13 protein-coding genes are annotated in these 18,685 nt (G+C 64.0%); 7 read left to right on the forward strand and 6 right to left on the reverse strand.

The window, feature by feature from the left end; translation table 11 throughout:
- Window positions 1–18: 18 nt before the first annotated feature.
- Window positions 19–1,389, reverse strand: a complete 1,371-nt coding sequence (locus tag ACFWAY_RS39785) for an MmgE/PrpD family protein (RefSeq protein WP_378458653.1) — start codon at window positions 1,387–1,389, stop codon at window positions 19–21.
- Between the two features lie 445 nt (window positions 1,390–1,834).
- Here ACFWAY_RS39785 and ACFWAY_RS39790 point away from each other — a divergent pair, with 445 nt between their 5' ends.
- The 3 genes from ACFWAY_RS39790 (at window position 1,835) to ACFWAY_RS39800 (ending at window position 5,324) form a co-directional block, all read left to right on the forward strand.
- Window positions 1,835–3,220: an MFS transporter gene (locus ACFWAY_RS39790; RefSeq protein WP_378458652.1), complete on the forward strand. Its 1,386-nt coding sequence runs from the start codon at window positions 1,835–1,837 to the stop codon at window positions 3,218–3,220.
- Window positions 3,221–3,235: 15 nt separating this feature from the next.
- Window positions 3,236–3,976, forward strand: a complete 741-nt coding sequence (locus ACFWAY_RS39795) for a GntR family transcriptional regulator (protein ID WP_378458651.1) — start codon at window positions 3,236–3,238, stop codon at window positions 3,974–3,976.
- Between the two features lie 88 nt (window positions 3,977–4,064).
- Window positions 4,065–5,324, forward strand: coding sequence for an MFS transporter (locus ACFWAY_RS39800; protein ID WP_378514428.1), 1,260 nt, complete (start codon window positions 4,065–4,067; stop codon window positions 5,322–5,324).
- 5 nt (window positions 5,325–5,329) lie between these two features.
- Here ACFWAY_RS39800 and ACFWAY_RS39805 read toward each other — a convergent pair whose 3' ends face one another.
- A complete protein-coding gene (locus ACFWAY_RS39805; RefSeq protein WP_378514429.1) occupies window positions 5,330–8,812 on the reverse strand; it encodes a protein kinase in 3,483 nt (1,160 codons plus the stop codon).
- Window positions 8,813–9,055: 243 nt separating this feature from the next.
- Between ACFWAY_RS39805 and alr the strand changes: the two genes are divergently transcribed.
- Entirely contained in the window at window positions 9,056–10,249 is a 1,194-nt protein-coding gene (gene alr, locus ACFWAY_RS39810) for an alanine racemase (protein ID WP_378514430.1), read from the forward strand.
- Window positions 10,250–10,292: 43 nt separating this feature from the next.
- Here alr and ACFWAY_RS39815 read toward each other — a convergent pair whose 3' ends face one another.
- From ACFWAY_RS39815 to ACFWAY_RS39825, 3 genes are all read right to left on the reverse strand, one after another.
- Window positions 10,293–11,657 carry an MFS transporter gene (locus ACFWAY_RS39815; protein ID WP_378514431.1) on the reverse strand — a complete coding sequence of 455 codons (1,365 nt, stop codon included), beginning with the start codon at window positions 11,655–11,657 and terminating at the stop codon, window positions 10,293–10,295.
- Window positions 11,658–11,848: 191 nt separating this feature from the next.
- Window positions 11,849–12,628 (reverse strand): alpha/beta fold hydrolase, encoded by a 780-nt coding sequence (locus tag ACFWAY_RS39820; protein WP_378458324.1) that lies wholly within the window; start codon window positions 12,626–12,628, stop codon window positions 11,849–11,851.
- Window positions 12,629–12,754: 126 nt separating this feature from the next.
- On the reverse strand, window positions 12,755–14,074 hold the full coding sequence (locus tag ACFWAY_RS39825; protein ID WP_378514432.1) for an MFS transporter: 1,320 nt from the start codon (window positions 14,072–14,074) through the stop codon (window positions 12,755–12,757).
- Between the two features lie 350 nt (window positions 14,075–14,424).
- On the opposite strand from ACFWAY_RS39825, the gene ACFWAY_RS39830 reads away from it, so the two are divergent.
- Window positions 14,425–14,754: a LuxR C-terminal-related transcriptional regulator gene (locus tag ACFWAY_RS39830; RefSeq protein ID WP_378514433.1), complete on the forward strand. Its 330-nt coding sequence runs from the start codon at window positions 14,425–14,427 to the stop codon at window positions 14,752–14,754.
- Window positions 14,755–14,848: 94 nt separating this feature from the next.
- Here ACFWAY_RS39830 and ACFWAY_RS39835 read toward each other — a convergent pair whose 3' ends face one another.
- Window positions 14,849–15,607, reverse strand: a complete 759-nt coding sequence (locus tag ACFWAY_RS39835; protein ID WP_378458327.1) for a GntR family transcriptional regulator — start codon at window positions 15,605–15,607, stop codon at window positions 14,849–14,851.
- A 243-nt stretch (window positions 15,608–15,850) separates the two neighbouring features.
- Between ACFWAY_RS39835 and ACFWAY_RS39840 the strand changes: the two genes are divergently transcribed.
- Window positions 15,851–17,353 (forward strand): aldehyde dehydrogenase family protein, encoded by a 1,503-nt coding sequence (locus ACFWAY_RS39840; RefSeq protein WP_378458328.1) that lies wholly within the window; start codon window positions 15,851–15,853, stop codon window positions 17,351–17,353.
- 26 nt (window positions 17,354–17,379) lie between these two features.
- Window positions 17,380–18,492 carry an NDMA-dependent alcohol dehydrogenase gene (locus ACFWAY_RS39845; protein WP_095869761.1) on the forward strand — a complete coding sequence of 371 codons (1,113 nt, stop codon included), beginning with the start codon at window positions 17,380–17,382 and terminating at the stop codon, window positions 18,490–18,492.
- The last annotated feature ends 193 nt before the right edge of the window (window positions 18,493–18,685 follow it).

Genomic DNA, 18,685 nt, shown 5'->3' on the forward strand with positions numbered 1-18,685 from the left:
GGTGAGGGAATGGAGTCTTCACGTTCCGACGGAGATTCCCGCCAATGTCGCCCGGATCAACGGGTCGACGGAAGTGGCCTGCGGCAATGTGGCCACGCTGTCAACCAAGGTCTCTAATTCCTCTGTTGACAGCGGGATCTCGGATGCGAGGCGTTCGGCATTGCGCATGACGCCGTCCATGTCCCACGACAGCATTGCGTCGGAGTCCTCGATGGCGTCGTGGACCGTGGTCCCGTCGACCAGGATCACGGTGGCGTGTGCGGTTTTCGCTGGGCGTCCCGGCCCGGCTACGAGGTCGATCTTGCCGATGAGGTCGAGTACCTGGGGATCGGTGAAGTGTTGCAGCAGGTCGTAGGTGATGTCGCCGTGGACGAGACCGGTCGCGAAGGCGAATCTGGCGCTCATCAGTGTCTGTGCGGTACTGGTGAAGGGCCCCCGCGAGGGCATGCCCGGATAGGTGGCTTCGCGTTCGTTCATCCGCAGCCGGATCGACGCGACCTCGTCGGCGTGGAGACCGGACTCGCGAAGCCGCACTGCGAGCATGGCCGGCGCCTGATTGAACGCACACACCGGGTACGGCTTGAAGGTCACTGCGAGTGTGTTCCAGGACCGCCCGAGCTCGCGGGCGAGCGTTTCCGCAGACTCCCGCGATCGCGAGAAGCAGTCGAGGAATCCCGCTTCGGCTTCGAACGCCGTCCGTGACCCCGTGACCCCGGTTTCGGCGAGTTGCGCCGCCATCAGCCCGCTCGTCGCCGCGATCCCCGACTGGAAGTGCCACTCGTCGGTTCCCGCACCGAACGATTCGGACGTGCCACCCGAGATCGATGCGGCGATCGCCAATGCGGCGGTCATGCGTTCGCCGTTCAGTCCGCGGATCCGTCCGACGGCAGCAGCGGCAGCCACCGGACCGAAGACCGCCGTCGCGCGAAAGGGCGGGGTGGTCAGGTCCGTGAGCGGCCCCGACAGTGCAATGCCCACCTCGTAGCCTGCGACAACCGACGCCAGCAGAGTGCGGCCGTCGACAGCGCTGGACTCTGCGGCCGCCAGGGCGGCGGGTATGACGCTCACACCTGGATGGAACGTGCCGTGTGTGTCTTCCTGCGCCCGGGCATGCAGATGCACTCCGTTGATGAAGGCCGCCGTCGAGGCCGGATGCCACTGCCCGGTCACCAGTGAGCGGGCGTATCCCTCCTTGATCGGCGGCGAGCTCACACCAGGGCTGGCCTGCTCAGCCTGTAGCCCGAAGCCGGCGGCCGAGCCGGCCATTCCCACCGCCAAGGCGTGGAGGAGGCACCCTGTGGCCCGCTCGATGACCGGTAGTGGAATCGCATCGACCTCCAGACCCGCGGCGAAGACGCCGAGTCGTTCGGCGATCGTGCTGCCAGCCATGCGCACATCCTTTCCATGATCGTGGACACGTCAGTTGCGGTTGCTGCGGGAGGGGCCCGCGGACGCGGATCCAACCACCGCCCTCGCAAGAATTTGTCCGTATGACTTGAAACACTATTGCGAACCCTCGCATCTGTCAATCGCGACGCGAATCGAACCCGACCCCTCCCCGTTGCGCCTATGACCTAGCTGCCACTTGCAGTAAATACCCAGGTCACAGTATTTCATTCGTCTGGTTTTCATGCCGGAACCAGCCCGCAACCTACGAGGGGTTGACGCAAGCACCAACCCTGACTAACTTCAAGTCATCCGTACAACTGTGGCCCACTTCACTGTGGTTACCAGGCGGAGGATCATGGGCGCGCCGAAACACCGATCAGATTCCCGCAGGACCAAATTCACGTCGTGGCGAAAGAAATCCACGACGCTTCCCGAGGAGACCTCGATGACGAACCCACCCCCCGTATCGCCGTTACCCCCCACGATTCCGGGAGATGCACCGACGACTGATGCGCTGACCACATCGGGGACCCTGGCACCCAAGGTGTCCCGACGCGTCGCCATTGCCGCGGGCATCGGCCACTTCCTCGAGTGGTTCGACTTCGCGGTGTACGGGTTTCTGGCCGCGACCATCGGAGCGCTCTTCTTTCCCTCCGGCGACGCCACGACGTCGCTTTTGGCCTCCCTCGCCGTTTTCGGCGTCGCGTTCCTCTTTCGTCCGCTCGGGGGGCTGCTGATCGGAGCTTTCGGCGATCGCGCCGGTCGCCGCGCGGCGCTCTCACTCTCAATCGTCGTCATGGGTATCTGCACCATCGGCATCGGTATCCTGCCGACCTACGCCACCATCGGCCTCGCTGCTCCCGCTCTTCTGGTGCTCCTTCGGTGCGCCCAGGGTTTCTCCGCGGGTGGCGAGTACGCCGGCGCAGCTGCCTTCCTCGTCGAATATGCACCGGCCCGCCGGCGCGGGCTGTGGAGCAGTGTGGTCTCCGCCGGCGCCGGCATCGGGGTCATGGCCGGGGGTGCGGTGACCTTGCTGCTGACCACCCTGTTGTCCGACGACCAGATGACCACGTGGGGTTGGCGTGTCCCTTTCCTCGTCGCGGGCCCGCTGGCGGTCCTCGGCCTTTACGTCCGCCTCCGCCTCGAGGACACTCCCGTGTTCAAGGAGCTCCAGCGCGCTCACGAGGTCGAGCACGCCCCGCTGCGGAACGCGGGCAAGCACAGCCGATCCGGAATCCTGCTGGTTTTCGTCTGCACCGCGGTGACCGGCCTCGGCTTCTACTACCTCGCAACCTTCGTGGTCACCTTCCTCACTGTCGAGGTCCACATGACCAAGACCTCCGCCCTCGAACTCGCGGTGCTCGGGTTGCTCATCTACTCACTCATGTGCCCCGTGGCCGGGATGATCGGCGACCGCATCGGCCGACGACGCACGATGCTGCTCGGCGCCGGCGGCATTGCGCTGACCGCGGTCCCCTGCTTCGCGCTGCTCTCGACCGGCACCTGGTACCTCGCCTTGATCGGCCTGGTGATTTTCGCGGCCTTCGAGGCACTGGCCAATGTAATGCTCGGAGTTGTCATGGTCGAGCTCTTCCCGGCCCGACTGCGGGTGACGGGTAGCTCGATCGGCTTCAACGTCGCGCAGGCTCTCATCGGCGGTCCCGGCCCGTTCATCGCTACCGCCATCGCGGCAGCAGCAGCGCTCGTCGTCGCCCCCGCCTTCTACCTCGTCGCGATCGCAGCGCTGTCGTTCATGCTCCTGCTGCGGTATCTGCCCGAGACCCGTGGGGTGTCGCTGTTCAGTGACGAAGCACCCTCCGCGAGGAACTGACAGACAGGCCTGATTGTGGAGACGCATTCGTATCTGAAGCGTCCCGCGTACCGGCTCGTCGCCGAACAACTTCGGCGGCGAGCCGAACGCGGTGAGTACGCCGTGGGAGACAAGCTGCCCACCGAAGACCAACTTCGGCAGAGTTTCGGTGTCAGCAGACACACGATCCGGCAAGCGATCGGTCACCTGGTCGAGGAAGGCATGGTGCACCGCATTCAGGGCAGTGGCACGTACTTGATTGGGCACGAGACGAACTCAGGTCGCTATCAGCGTGCGATCGGATCGCTCGACGAAATCATGAGCTGGCCCGGCACCACCACTCGGTTACTCGAACCTTTCCGGCGCGGGGTGAACGAGCCCGCGATCGCCCGTGACCTTGGCGTCGATAGCTCAGACGTCCGCTGCGCACTCGTCCAACGCTGCTACAACCATGCGCCTTTCGCCTTGACCCGGCATTACATGGCTTCCTCACTGGCGGACAACGTGATCGAGCAGGGAGTATGGGAGACCGACAGCACGATCATTCAATCGGCGGAGCGGATACTGCCCGAGGGCATCGTCTCGGCAACTCAGAGCATCCACGCCACCCAAGCCGAAGAGGCGGAGAGCGAATTGATCGGATGCTCGGAGGGGGACGCCGTCTTGCTCATCGAGCGGCTGTACCACGACGCCGGGGGGCGGCCGGTCGAGTTCACCGCCTCCCGTCTCAATCCCCGCCGCTACACCTACCGCATGGACCTACGCAGGCAACGGTGATCGGCAGGGCACTGTCCGGTACTGGGCCGGCCCCGTTCGAGGGCGTCTATCCCACAGCTCGCCCATCAGGAAACCCAAAGGAGGCGGTGTGGGCCTGAAGCCGAGCACCGATATCGGTTCGATCGGCATCCCTGTTCGATATGCGCCGCCCGGACGAGTCATCGTCATTCTCACCACTACAGCCATCGCCGCAGTAGGACAGATGTACTCGGTGCTGGCGTTGTTACCGCAGATGGCCGCCTCCTTCGATGTCGATTCTGCACGCGTGACAGCTACCTCGACTGTGTTCGGGGTCGCCTATGCTGTCGGCTTCCTCGCCGCGGGGCCGCTGGCGTCGCGGTTCGGGCCTCATACCGTGATGTCCGTGGGACTGTGCGCCGCGGCGGTCACCACGGTGCTGGCAGCTCTACCTTCCACACTCCTTCTGGAGTTGGTCGCTCGAGCGGGGCAGGGTTGCGCGGCCGCCGCCTTCGCCCCCGCCGCCTTCACATATATCGCCGAGAGCTTGGATCCGCGCCACCGCCTGGTTGCTTTGAGTTGGTTGACCAGCGGTTTCCTCGGCGCCGCGGCGGTCGTTCCTGTCGCCGCGCAGATGATCGCAGCTGCTGCGGGCTGGCGTGTCGTCTTTGTGGTCGGTGCGGCCGCGCTCATGCTCGCGGCCGCGGCCGTTGTCGTGTTGGTTCCGCGGCCGCGGCCCATGGACCACGCCCGTGGTGCGCAACTTTTCCGGGTGTTGGTGACGATTCTGGGCAGATGGCGGTTGGTCGCGCTGTTTGGTGCTGCGGCCACTTTCCTCGGGGGGTATGTCAGCGTCTTCACCACCATCTCGCTGGTGGGCCCGCCGTCGGTTGCCGAAAACCCCGAGGCCTTGCAGGTGCTGCGCTTGATCACCGTGCCGGCGCTGCTCGTCATTCCATTTCTGGGTCGAGTGTTGCGGCGGTGGCGACCGGCCCGCCGGGGCGCGGCGGCGTTGGGTGTGGCGGCGATGTCCGTGGCCGCCGGATCGATGTCGTCGGACTCCCTGACGGCATTGTCGATCACGGTGCCGCTGCTCGTGGCGGCCGTCTCCGTCACGGCGTCGGCCATCGTCGAATCACTTCTAGCGCAAATACGTCCGGAAGAAACGGGCGGTGCAACGGCACTATACGGATCCTTCACCTTTCTCGGTGCCAGCGCCGGACCTGCCCTCGCCTCGGTGGTCAGCCCGTGGGGTTTCCGGATCGGCATGCTTGTCGCAGCCATCTGGCTCGCCATCGGGGCCGGCTTGATCCTCGCCTCTTCCGCGGGAACCGCGGCCCGCCGATCGATTCAACACAGCACCGAGGGTGCGGTGTCATCCCTACGGTAACGGGCTCACGGCAGGCTGGCATCAGCCGCGAGCGCGGCCAACAGGAAGTCGCGTGGAACGTCCGACGACAGCGGCGGCGGATCGGTAGGCGGACGGCCGTTGTCGACGATGTGCCGGAGGGTGTCCATGACGTGTACGCCCCCATCGGCGAGAAAACGCACCAACCCGGCCTTCGAGCATCGAACTACTACCCCGGTGAGCACATTTCGGGCCTCTGCGCTGCGGCCGGATGCGGCGAGGCAGCCGGCGAGCAGCCGGCGGGCTCGCAGTGCAGCCCGGTGGCGTTCGCTGTCCGCCAGGCGGTCCGCCCACTCTCCCGCCCACTGACATGCGAGGCCCGCATTCGCCGACGATCCGGTTCGCACCAACCGCCGGATTGCCGCCTCCTCCTCGTTCTGCGCGATCACCCCATCGAGACCGGACACCTGCTCCGCCCGTTCGGCGTAGGTGAGATCCGCAGGTTGTGAGACACCTGAGGACGGCAGGACAAGGTCCAGGCGCGCCGCTTCGTTGACGATGGCGCTGTAGAGCCTCGGCAGATGCATCTGCGTGGAGAATCGTGCTCCCTCGTCCAGTCGTTGGACCGCCGCCTGCCGGTCGCCCCGAAGCGCTTTGATCCGGGCTCCGACGACGTACCGGGCGATCTTCAAATCGACGGCGCCCGCGTGCGGTCCGAGATCGTATCCGTCGTCGAGTAGCCGCTCGGCCTCGACAATCTCGCCCCTTTCGTACAGAACTTCACCGAGGAGCCCGCCAGCTAACCGAGCTGTGTAGGACCGACGTCCATCCACTTGCTGAGCGATCTTCATCGCGGTCCGGAAACTCGACTCCGCCAAGTTCACATCGAGTTGCTCGAAGGCGGCTATACCGACCCAGCAGTGTCCGTGCACCGAGTTGTACGGTCCGTTGTTCCGCTGGTGATACGTTGCGGCCCACTGCTGGAGGGCGTGGGCAGCGCGGTAGTCCGCCCGGCAGATCTTCGCGAACGTCGCGACGTTCGCCGCGACGGATACGACCCATGGCCTGAGGTCATCGGGGTGATCGAGACACTGACGCACCAAGTCGTCTATGCGAGAGGCTCGGTCGGCGCGCAATTCCACGACTGCTCTGATCACCGACGCTTCGGCAGCCAGCGCGGAGGACTCCGCGTCGTCGAGGTGGATGAGCGCTGCATCGACGCGGTCGAGTGCTTGCAGAGCGGGGTCGGGGTTGTAGAGCAGGATGTTTGACCACGCGGCGGCGAGCTGCAACCGCGGATTCGATATTGTGCTGTCGGTCGGCAGCTTGTCGACAAGTCCACGCAACGTCGACATCTGCGAGTGCTCGAGCAGATTCGTCCCGTCGCGTTCGACCAGTTCCACCGCACCGGCCGTATCACCGGCACGCAGTGAGTGATCGACCGCTTCGCTGAGGAAGTGGTGCTCGGCGAACCAGGTGGATGCGGATCGATGCAACTGCGTCGATCGCCCGGGAAAGTCGGTGTCGAGGCGGCCCCGCAGGAATTCGGCGAACATGTGGTGGTAACGGAACCAGTGTCCTTCGTCGTCGACTCGGCGCAGGAACAGGTCGCGCTCTTCGATCCGCTCGAGCATCGCCTGACCGCGGCGCACGTCGGTCAGGGTTGAAGCCAGGTCGGCGCAGATGCGGTCGGGGATGGCGGTGGCCAGCAGAAATGCGCGCGTGTCGGTGTCGATGGAGTCGAGGACGTTCTCGGCGAGGAAATCCCCGATCGCTTGGTGGCGGCCCGAGAGGTGGGCGATGAACTGGGTGGGGTCCGCGGAGGAGCGCAGGGAGATCGACGCCAGCTGTATGGCGGCGGCCCAGCCGTCGGTCGACCTCGCCAGGTTGGCGATGTCGACTGTTGCCAAATCCAGTCCCGACGTTTCGGTAAGGAAGTTTTGTGTTTCTTCTTCGTCGAATCGTAATGCTGCCGAATCGATCTCGACGAGTTCGTCGTGAACGCGCATCCGGCTCATCGGCAGTCCTGTTTTGGCGCGACTGGTCACGATGACCTGGATGTGGTGGCAACCGTTGTCCAGTAGGTACGTCAGAGTCGCCACACTCGAGGGATCCGAGACCCGATGCCAGTCGTCTATGACGAGGGCCAGGCGTTGGTCTTGGTCGTGCAGTGTGTTGATCAACGTTGTCAGCACGTGCGGGCACGCGTGGTCACCGTGCGCTTCGAAGGTGTCACGCAATTCGGTCGCCAAGTCCGGCAATGGAGTGGTGACGGCTTCGATGAGATGTGCGAGGAACCAGAGGGGATTGTTGTCGTCTCGGTCGATGGTCAACCATGCGGTGGCGATGTTCTCATCGGCGAGCCGGCGGAGCCACTGCGCCGCGGCGGTGCTCTTTCCGTAGCCGGTGGGTGCGTGGATCACGGTCAGGCGCCGCCGTCGATCGGTGTGGAGGGCCTGCATCAGGCGGGCACGGGTGACCAGGATTCGGCTCGGTGGTGGTGGTCGGAATCTGGTCGAGGGTGTGGGAGGTGCCGAGTACCGACCGGAGTGTGTCGGGGTCCGCAAGTGCGGTGCCGGGGATCGGAACCCGGACGCTGGTGACGTGTATTCCGGATCGGCACTCAATTCTGGCGCGATCCCCTCGGGTGCGCTTCGCTCGACGTTGTGGTGGGCGCGGCGTAACTGGTTTGCAAAGTCGGCAGCCGAGCGGGGACGGTTGCCGCGATCGCGGGCCATGGCGTGCTCGATCGTGGTGCGGAGCTCCTCGGGGATGCCTTCCTGCCAGTCGCGTAGCACGGGGCCGGTCGGACTGGTGACGCGCCGGAACTGGGCGATCAGAGGCTCTCCGCTGCGCCGCTCGAAGGCTGCGTGCCCGGTGAGCGCGCAGAACAGGGTCGCTCCGAGGCTATAGATATCGCTGGCCGGGCTGGGGGGATCCCCGAGCAGCACGTCGGGGTCGGTATAGGCGGGTGATCCGGTCACCACACCGGCCGTGGTCTCGAATCCGCCGGTAATGCGGGCGATGCCGAAATCTGTCAGCTGCGGCTCTCCGAAGGTGTCGATCAAGATGTTCGCGGGTTTGATGTCTCGGTGCAGGACGGATTGCTGGTGGGCCGCCTCGAGCGCGCCGGCCACCTCGATACCGAGGTGCAGGACACGGGTCCAGGGAATCGGACCCGACGCGATCAGTGCCTGGAGGGAGCCAGGCTCGTGGTAGTGCATGACGAGGTACGGGCGGCCGGTGCTCGTCGTTCCGACACGATAGATCGTGACGATGTTGGGGTGCCCGCACAGGCGTCCCATTGCTTTCTGCTCACGGAGAAAGCGGGCCACACCTTCCGGGTCGTGATAGGTGGTGAGCACCTTCACCGCGACGACGCGATCGAGAGTCCGCTCATCGCAGCGGTACACCACCCCGAAGCCGCCCCGTCCGATCTCGCTGGCGCACTCGAATCCCTCCGCCGCCAGCTCCGCGGCGATCTCTGAAGTCTCGTCACGCTGTGTTGCCCCCGGATCGGTCTCGGCCATCTACAACCTCGAACCGGCACCTGGCGCCTTGAAACGGCTCATCACCCACCTCGCCTACTGCATCGAGGATAATCTGGTCGCCGACCGACCTGGCGCCGAACGCGGTCAATTGCACGCCCGATGACCGAAGTAGTGGCCGAGTAAGGTGTCAGGCAGAATTCGCAGCCTCGTCCGAGGCACTGCCCGTCCTCCCCCACCCCCCTATGCGGGTGGCCGCTTGCCATCGAATCGAGGGCCCTAACCATGTCAGCCTTCCACTCGAAAACAGATATCGCTCGCAGCGCCGCATCTCCCGAAGGCCGGCGACCTGCCATCGAGGCCTGTGTCGACCTCGACGCCGTCTCCCGGAACACGAGAGCACTGACCGCTCGGGCCGGGACGGCGCCGTTGATGGCGGTAGTCGAGGCTGACGCGTACGGCCACGGTGCGGTGCCGGTCGCGGCCACCGCCTTGGCGGCTGGAGCGCGGGAACTGGGGGTTCGGACGATCGCCGAAGGGTGCGCCCTTCACCGGGCCGGTATCGGCGCCCCAGTCCTGGCGTTCGCGCCCGTACAAGGGATCGGGGACGACTGTCTCGATGCGGGAATCCGAACCGGCATCGCAGTAACGGTTGAATCCGCCGATCAGGTGGCGGCCGTGACGGCGGCGGCACGGCGAGGAACAACTGCGACGGTCCAGGTAGCCGTCGACTGCGGTCGTTCCCCCCACCGGGTCCCGCACTGGGCAAATCTGCTCCGGTCGCTACGCGCCGCTCAATCGGAGGGGATAGTGCACGTTCGCGGCATCTACTCCTCGACCGGCGGCGACACGAATGCCGACGCTGTGATGGATCGACACCGCGACCATTTTCTCGAATACTTACAGTCCGCACGCGCGGCCAGTGTGACCTTCGAGATCGCCCATCTCGCCGGCGCACACACGCTGAGGCGCAATGACTTGCACTTCGACCTGGTCCGCGCCGACCTCGGTCTGTACGGCGTCGCGCCGACGGGTTCTGCCCTCGAAGCGGAACTGGTTCCGGCCCTGACCTTGTCGGCGGAGGTGGCGCTGGTGAAGAAGATCGCGGCGGGCGACGGCGTGTCGTACGGGTTCCGGTGGGTGGCAGAGAGGGACTGTTCGATCGCACTGCTGCCTGTGGGGTACGCGGACGGGATTCCGCGTGCACTGGGTGGCCGTATGTCGGTGCTGCTGGGCGGCAGGTGGCGACCCCAGGTCGGGCGGGTGTGCATGGATCAAATACTGGTCTACCTCGGGACGAACAACGATGTCGCGGAGGGAGATCGCGCGGTGTTGTTCGGGGGAACTGTGGGCGGCACCGCGGGGGCGCAAGAGTGGGCGCACGCGCTCGGGACGACACCGGATGAGATTCTCGGCGGGCTGCGTGGCCGGATCGAGTGGCGTTATGTCGGTGGCGCGCTGGGCACCCCCGGCGCATAGCTCCGCGGATGTGCTATCCGCGGAGCTATCCGCATCCACGGAACTATTCGTGGTTGCCGGTCAGTTGTCGTGACGCACCGAGTCGGGGGTCCCGGTCGGTATCGGCCGGGAGCTGGTCGGCATCGTCGATCGCGCATGGTCTCCTGCTGAGCGCGATCGTCGAGACGGCCCCAGCCACGCTCCAGAGTGCGAGCCAGGTACAGATCAGCCAGGTCGAGTGTGTCCAGCTGTAGAACAGCGTCGCCATGAACGGGGCGGTGCCTCCGATGACGCTGACTGACAGCGCCTGACTCAACGCGACGCCGCTGAACCGGACATCGACACTGAATCGCTCCGCGAGGAAGGCCGGCTGCGGGGCTTGCAGTGCCGAGTGCACCACCGCCAGCATGAAGGTGATACCCAAGAACGCGGCCCAGCCCGACCCGGTGTTCATCAGCCCGAACAAGACGAAACCTCCGAACAGCGCGGTGACGCACCCGGTCAGAATAACGGCACGGCGGGAGAACCGATCACTCAGATGACCGGATACCGGCAGACTGATCAGATAGACGAGCGAGGCGGCGAGCAGCGCATTGAGCATCGTGGTGCGGCTGAGGTCCAAGACTGTGGTGCCGTAGGAGACGGCGTAGGTGGAAACCAGATAGAACAGTATCCCTCCAGGGGCGATAACGCCCGCAGCCAGAGCGACTTCCCGCCATTGATTGCGCAGCAGTGAACGCACCGGGGTGCTTTGCTGGGCCGATGCGGACTGCAGTGCGGTGAAGTCCGGAGTTTCCTCGACGCCGAGACGAATGAACATCGAGATGGCGAAGAGGACGCCGCTGAGCAGGAACGGGATCCTCCATCCCCAGGTGTCGAAAGCGTCGCCGGAAATGTGATCACTGACCGTGATGGCGATGGTCGACAACAGGAGTCCACCGGGCACCCCCATCTGGACGGTGCTGCCATACAGCCCGCGCCTGTGCGGAGGTGAATGCTCGACAAGCATCAGTGCCGCTCCACCCCACTCCCCGCCCATCGCGATGCCTTGCACGAATCGGAGGGTGACCAGCAGGAGCGGCGCAAACCAGCCGACTTGCTCGAATGTCGGCAACACGCCGATGAGAACCGTCGCGGTGCCCATCATCAACAGCGAGACCACGAGCGTCTTGCGCCGGCCGACCTTGTCACCCATTCCACCGAAGAGAACGCTGCCCAACGGCCTAGCCAGGAACCCGACCGCAAAGGTCGCGAAGGAGGCGAGGGTCCCCGCCAGCGGGCTGTATGACGGAAAGAACAGCGGTCCGAACACGAGGGCTGCGGCGGTCCCGTAGAGAAAGAAGTCGTAATATTCGAGGGCGGTGCCGGCGAATCCTGCTGCGGTAACCCGCAGCATCTTTGTGGTGGAGCGTTTTTCAGACACGCTCATGATGGTTCCTCCAGAGAAAACAGTAAACGTGAGGGATGGGCCACGGCGACGTGGTCCACGGTGGCTGGAGTCGAGCGACACTCATGCGGATAGCTCGCCGTCGATCACCAGTTCGGCGCGGCGCCGAATGACGAAGCCGTTCGACGGGAGAGCAGGTAGTCCACGGATGCTCAAGATCTGAACTGCTGGGTCTACCACCGCGGTAGGGCCTCTAGGAAAGTGGTCAGCGCCGTTGTCACGGCGTCGGGGTTCTCCTCGGTCACCAAGTGACCCGCGCCGGGGATTCGGGCGAAAGCCGATCCCGGTATCCGGGCATGCATCCGTTCGGCTGCGGCGACGTCGATGCCGTTGTCGTCCTCACCGTGCACGATGAGGGTCGGAATCTGTATCTCGGACAGTCGGGAAAGGCGTTCACTCTTGCCGATCCACGAGTTGTACTCGCCCCATACCGACCGCGACGATCTCGTCCGCCACTTGCGCACCCACCGATCGATCAAGTCGGGACGGTTCGCGATGGCCTTCGGGCCGAAGATGATCGGAACAAAGGTCTGTGCAAAGCTCGCGGAGATCGGCTCTTCGCTCTTCATGGGCCTGAACACTTCGGCGAACTGAGCCTTCTCCTCGCTGGTGTAGGCGTCTGCCATCGTGTCCATCAGGACCAGCCCGGCCAGCCGATCCGGGTACTTCAGGGCCAACTCGATCGCCATGAAACCGCCCACCGACATTCCCACCAGTACGAATCGGTCGACTCCTGCTCGGGCAGCGACCTCCAGACAATCGGTGACCAGGGAGTCGAGGTCGTATTCAGTGCCGTATTCCGACGTTCCAGCCCTGCTGGTGTAGGCGATGGTTCGGTAGCGATCGGCCAGAGCAGCGGTTTGCTCGGCGTACATGGTCCGGTCCAGGAGCGTGCCGTGGCTGAAGAGCACGGCTGGGCCGTGCCCATGGTCTGTGACGTCGAAATCGTTCATCGGCTCTTTCCTTCGGACCAGTGCGTCGTGTAGCTCGGCCGGAGGCCGGTGGGGAGAGTCGGGGAGAGGGCGTTCGACCACGGGGGCGCAAGGCTCCGGTTGGTTCCGTTTGCGCGGCAACGCATGTCAGTGCACCAGGTCTTCGAGGTTGGAGTTGAGTGCCTTCGGCCGGGGGACCATCCGCAGGCCGATCAGCGCGATCAGCGGTAGAACGGCACCGAAGACGATGACCAACACATTCCAGCTGTAGATGGTCAGCAGAGGGGCGACGATGAGCGCGAGAGTCCCGTAGCTGGTCCACAACATGCCCGAACCCCATGCTCCGCCCGTGCCACGAATACGCGTGGGAAAGGCTTCCTGGAGAAAATTCGAGGACCCGCCCCAGAGACCGATGGTGATCAAGACGTACACGATGAACCAGGGCACGATCGTCGACGGTGTCGCCAGGTACACCATGAAGATTGCGCATACGGATCCGAGCACCCCGACGGCGGTGAGGGTGTAGTGGGCACCCTTGCCCCGTGTGACGAAACTGGCGGCGAGGATGGTGACGATCCCGAGCCAGTTTGCCCAGGTGATTGCCCGGTTGGCCTCGAGGAACGAAATGTCCTTACCCTGCAGGAAGCTCAGTCCGAAGTAGGACATGATGGCGTATTGGGGCACGACGAAGAGGAAGAACAGGGTCACCCCGATGGTGCGGCGACGCATATCGGCCGCCCACAGCTGGGAGAGCACACTTTTCTCCGTCTTGGCGACGTCGATGTGGAACCTGCTCGCCCCAGTTCGACGGGCATGCTGGAGATCCTGGAAGTGCGGTGTTTCCTTGATGACGAAGGAGACGGCGATACCGAAGGCCAAGGGGAGTATGCCGACGATCCAGAACACCGCCCGCCATCCCATGCTGGCGGCGATGTGTTCGGAGAAGAAGGCCGATGATCCGAATCCGATGGCCCACCCCACTGGTACGGTCCCGGTCATCCATCCGCGATGCTTCGCGGGTACCGATTCCGCAATGAGGACGGTAGCCAGTCCCCACGAGACATAACCGATGGTTGCAATCGACCGTAGAATTCCGAATGATGCTGTGTTCCAGGCGAATCCAGTAAGAATAGTGAACGCCGAGCAAATCGCGATAGCCGCTACGAAGAGCGGTTTACGTCCGAATCGGTCCGTCAATGGGCCGATGAGGAACATGGCGATGACACCGCAGGTGAAGAATCCGCCTGCATAGATGTATCCGACGGCACTGTCGGAGAAACCCAGGCTCTGTTGGACGAGGGGGTAACTGGTGGGGAAAATTGCGGCGTCGGCCGCGATGGTCGCATAGCCGAGCACCCCCAGCACCATGACAGCCCAGTGATAGGGCCGCAGCCGATCATCCGCGGCAAGAGTGGCGGTTGGTGGTCTTTCGCGCAAACCGTCGTCGTCAACGGCAATTTCTGTCATGGGGTCTCCTGGTGACGTCAAAGGGGCTCAAGGAGGAGCGAGATCGCGCAGTGGCGTGCGCCACATAGTTTGCGGGTTTTTGCATCACTTATCAAGTCTTCTGCCGTTTTCGGCAAGACATTCCCCCGAAGCACTCTCTCAGAATTGCTTTTACCTGCGTCTATATGGGGAAAGGTCTTCCGAACGTGTCACCACGATATCGTTGAGGAAGGATAGATTTGATACATTCGAGGAGCGTCCGAGCATTGAAAGAGGAGCAAGTGTCGACAACCCTTCCCGATCGTGACCGCTGCCATTCGCGGAACGAGGCAGTTCTCGGCGCCTCCGGGTGGCTCGCTGTCCACCGTGCCGTGACGGCACTGCGATCAGATGGGCTGGATGACCGCGCGGCCCGTGGCGCAGCTCTCGACATCCTCGGCCAGCTGATCGCCGTTCCGTGCGACACCGATGACGGGGGCGCTGGAACGCGCGGCGCATCATTGAGCGGTCGAGAACGCGACGGGCTCGAGTGCCTGGTCGACGGCTCGTCCAACCGAGAAATCGGACAGCAGCTCTACATTGCCGAGAGCACCGTGCGCTTTCATGTGAGCCACATCCTGCGCAAGCTGGGCATGCGGACACGGGCGGAAGTCATTGCGCTCGTCTTGAACCAGCGGCGATTCGACTACCCGATTTACTGACAAGGCGGACGCCCGCCAGCGCCAGGGCCATTTCTTCTCGTCGTCGACGGGGAAGTCCGGTGATCCCGGCCACTGACTGGTCTTTCGCCTGCCGTTAGTCGTCGTCGGCGAGGATCCCATCGCGCTTGAGCTTGGCGATCACGTACTCCCCCTCGAACTGAACGTGTTCGCGCGATGCAGCGTCTGCCCCTGCCCCGTCCCCACGCTCCAAAGCGTCCAGCATCTTCTGGTGACTCCGATTGGCTTCGGGACTCGCACCGGGGGGTGCCTCGTATACGGCCCGTGGCAGGTTCTTGGCAAGCTGCCGCAGCACCGACAGTAGGCGCCGGCTGCCACCCGTTTGGTTGATGAGGGCGTGGAACTCCCAGTTCAGGTTGTGAAGAAGCTCAGGATCGTCGCTCTTCTGCATGAGTTCGTGCAGCTCATGCAGCCGTGCAAGCGTTGGCTGGGTGATCCGGGATGCGGCGCGGCGCGATGCGAGCCCCTGCACCATTCCGTAGATCCGGTAGTGATCGTCGATGTCCTCGCGCAGGATGGGAACGACGAAGGAACCACGATGCGGTTCGGAGTCGATCAATCCCTCGGCTTCGAGGGCGATGAGCGCTTCCCGAACCGGCAGGCGACTGACCCCGAGATCTTTGGCGATTTGGTCCTGGGGCACTCGCTGCCCCCGGATCAGAGACCCGTCGAAGATCATCGTCTTGATGTAGTCGACGACCTGACCACTCATGTTCCGCCGCAGAACCTGAGGACGAGCGTCCTCACGTCGGCCACCGTTCCGTGCAGCACTGCTCGGCACATCGATTCCGGCGTCGAACGCTGTCATATCGACTCCCCTTATTTGATCAATCATCAACACTGGCTAGTGTAGCGCGGTCCGCCGACACAGCGTTACGTCATAAGCCGACAGCTTCTCCCACTAACAGTGGCACCAGATAAATAGCCCTGAACAGCCTCTCTTCTGCCTATGTGCCGCCGAGGCGGCGGAAGGGCCGCGTGTCGGACGCGCTGGGCGGTTGGGCGGACTCGACTTGAAGCACCTCGATGACGTAACGTGAGTCACACCTGATGTATCACATATCCATTGAGAGGCACGATGACAATCACCGCATCGACTGATCACCTTCTGTCCTCCGCTGTCGTCGAGCGTCTGAAAACCGCTCCGCACGTTTTCATCGACGGCGAACGACGCTCAGCGCTCAGCGGCGAGGAGATACCCGTCTTCGACCCGGCAACCGGCCGCCAGATCGCGGTTACGGCCTCCGGAGGAGTGGACGATGTCGCCGCCGCGGTCGATGCCGCCCGGCGCGCGTTCACCGAGTCCGCCCCGTGGCGGCAGATGAGTCCACTGGACCGCGGACGCATCCTTCATCGCATCGGCGATCTGATCTACCAGCACGCCGACGACTTCGCCCAGCTCGAGGTCCTCGATGCGGGGAAGGTTCTCGGCGCAGCACGAAACATCGATGTCGAGTTCGCCGCGCGGGCGTTCCACTACTACGCCGGCTGGCCCACCAAGATCGTCGGTTCGACCGTCCCGGTGTCTCATCCCAACATTCACCTACGCACCGAACGCGAACCGGTCGGAGTGGTGGGCGCGATCACCGCGTGGAACTTCCCACTTCTGCTGTGCGGTTGGAAGATCGGTCCCGCCTTGGCGTCCGGGTGCACGATGGTCCTCAAGCCTTCCGAGGAAACACCCCTGTCGGCGCTGTGGCTGGCGGAGCTGGCCATCGAGGCCGGACTGCCTCCCGGCGTGCTCAACGTCGTGCCGGGCACCGGCGGCACCGCTGGTCAAGCACTGGTCGCCCATCCGGGGGTCAATAAGCTCACATTCACCGGTTCGACGAAGGTCGGCAAGCGCATCGCCCGTCAAGCCGCAGACGACGTCAAACGGGTAACCCTGGAACTGGGCGGCAAGTCCGCCAACATCATCCTCCCCGACGCCGATGTAGAGGAGGCGGTGACCGGTTCTGCGGGTGGCATCTTCTGGCACTCCGGCCAGACCTGCAGTGCCCCATCCCGTTTGTTCGTTCATAAGGACATTCACGACGAGGTAATCGAACAGCTCACCTCGATCGCAGGGCAGTTGAGGATTGGACACGGAATCGACGAGGGCGTCGACTTCGGGCCCCTCGCCAACGGTGCGCAACTCGAGCGCGTCCAGGGATACGTCCAACGTGCAAAGGACGAGGGCGCCACGGTCTATCAGCCCGCGCAGGTTCCCGCCGATCTGACCGGACACTTCTACCCCCCGACGATCATCGCCAACGTGACCGACGACATGGAATGTGTCCGCGAGGAGATCTTCGGTCCGGTCCTCGTGGTTCTTGCCTTCGACCACATCGACGAGGTCATCGAACGAGCAAATGCCAGCGACTACGGCTTGGCCGCGGGTATCTGGACGAAGAACGTGAACACCGTCCAGACGATGACACGCCGACTGCAGGCCGGGACCGTCTACGTCAACGGCTGGGGTTTGACCGATCCAGCAGCTCCCTTCGGTGGGTACCACCAGTCCGGCTACGGCCGTGACCTGGGCCCTGACAGCCTCGACGGATATCTGGAAACCAAGTCCGTCTGGACCATGCACAGCTGAAACCCCCTCGAACGATCGGAAGAACAATGAAGACACGCGCTGCCGTACTGACCGCACCCCACGCCCCCTTCGAGATCGTGGAGCTGGACATCGACGATCCCGGCCCCGGGGAGGTCATGTTGCGGATGTCTGCGGCCGGACTGTGCCATTCGGATCTGCACATGATGGACGGCGATCTAGCCGTGCGCTATCCGATGGTGGGCGGACACGAAGCAGCGGGCATCGTCGAGAAGATCGGCCCCGGGGTGAAGAAGGTCGTGGTCGGTGACCATGTGGTCTGCAGCTTCACACCGAGTTGCGGCATCTGCCGGTACTGCTCGACCGGACGCCAGAACCTCTGCGATGCCGGATCCACAATTCTCGAAGGCAGCATGCCGGACGGCACTTTCCGGCTGCACAAGGACGGCACCGACTACAGTGCCTTCTGCATGCTCGGGGCCTTCTCCGAATTCGCCACCGTGTCTGAGTACTCGGTCGTAAAGGTCGACGACTGGCTTCCACTCGACAGCGCGGTGCTCGTCGGGTGCGGCGTCCCGACCGGATGGGGCACCGCAGTCAACGCCGGCAACGTTCGCCCCGGAGACACCACCGTCATTTACGGGATCGGCGGACTGGGCACCAACGCGGTCCAGGGTGCGGTGCACGCCGGAGCGAAGTACGTCGTGTGCGTCGATCCGGTCGAATTCAAGCGAGACACCGCGCTCAAATTCGGAGCGACCCATGTCTTCTCCAGCGCCGAGGAAGCACAGGAAAAGGTCACCGAACTCACCTGGGGCCAGGGCGCCGACCAGGCCCTCGTGCTCATCGGCACCATGGACGAGGAAACCATTACGGCGGCATTCAAGGTGATCGGAAAGGGCTCGACAGTGGTGGTCACGGGCGTGTCCAACGCCGCCAACCTCACTGTCCACGTGTCAGGCCAGGAAATGGTGTTCATGGAGAAGACCATCAAGGGCACTCTGTTCGGTTCGTCGAACCCGCAGTACGACATCGTCCGGCTGCTGCGACTCTATGATGCAGGTCAGCTCAAGCTCGACGAGCTCATCACCACCCGCTACAAGCTCGACGAGATCAACCAGGGCTATCAGGACTTGCGGGACGGAAAGAACATCCGCGGAATCATCGACTTCTCACTCTGAGCGCCAGCCAGCACTTCGGCGCCTTCCGGGCTCCTCTAGCCCGGGAGGCGCCTTGGCATGCCCGCGCATCCGGTAAACCCGGTAAACCCCACTCTGCCGCGCGCCGATCCCCCAGCAGCACAGAAGTATTCGGAACACCACCGACCCCATCCCCTCTTGCGAAACACTGCCGGAAATGACACAGTAATTTGTA

The organism is Rhodococcus sp. NPDC059968, from assembly GCF_042738615.1.
Taxonomy (GTDB): Bacteria; Actinomycetota; Actinomycetes; order Mycobacteriales; family Mycobacteriaceae; genus Rhodococcus_F.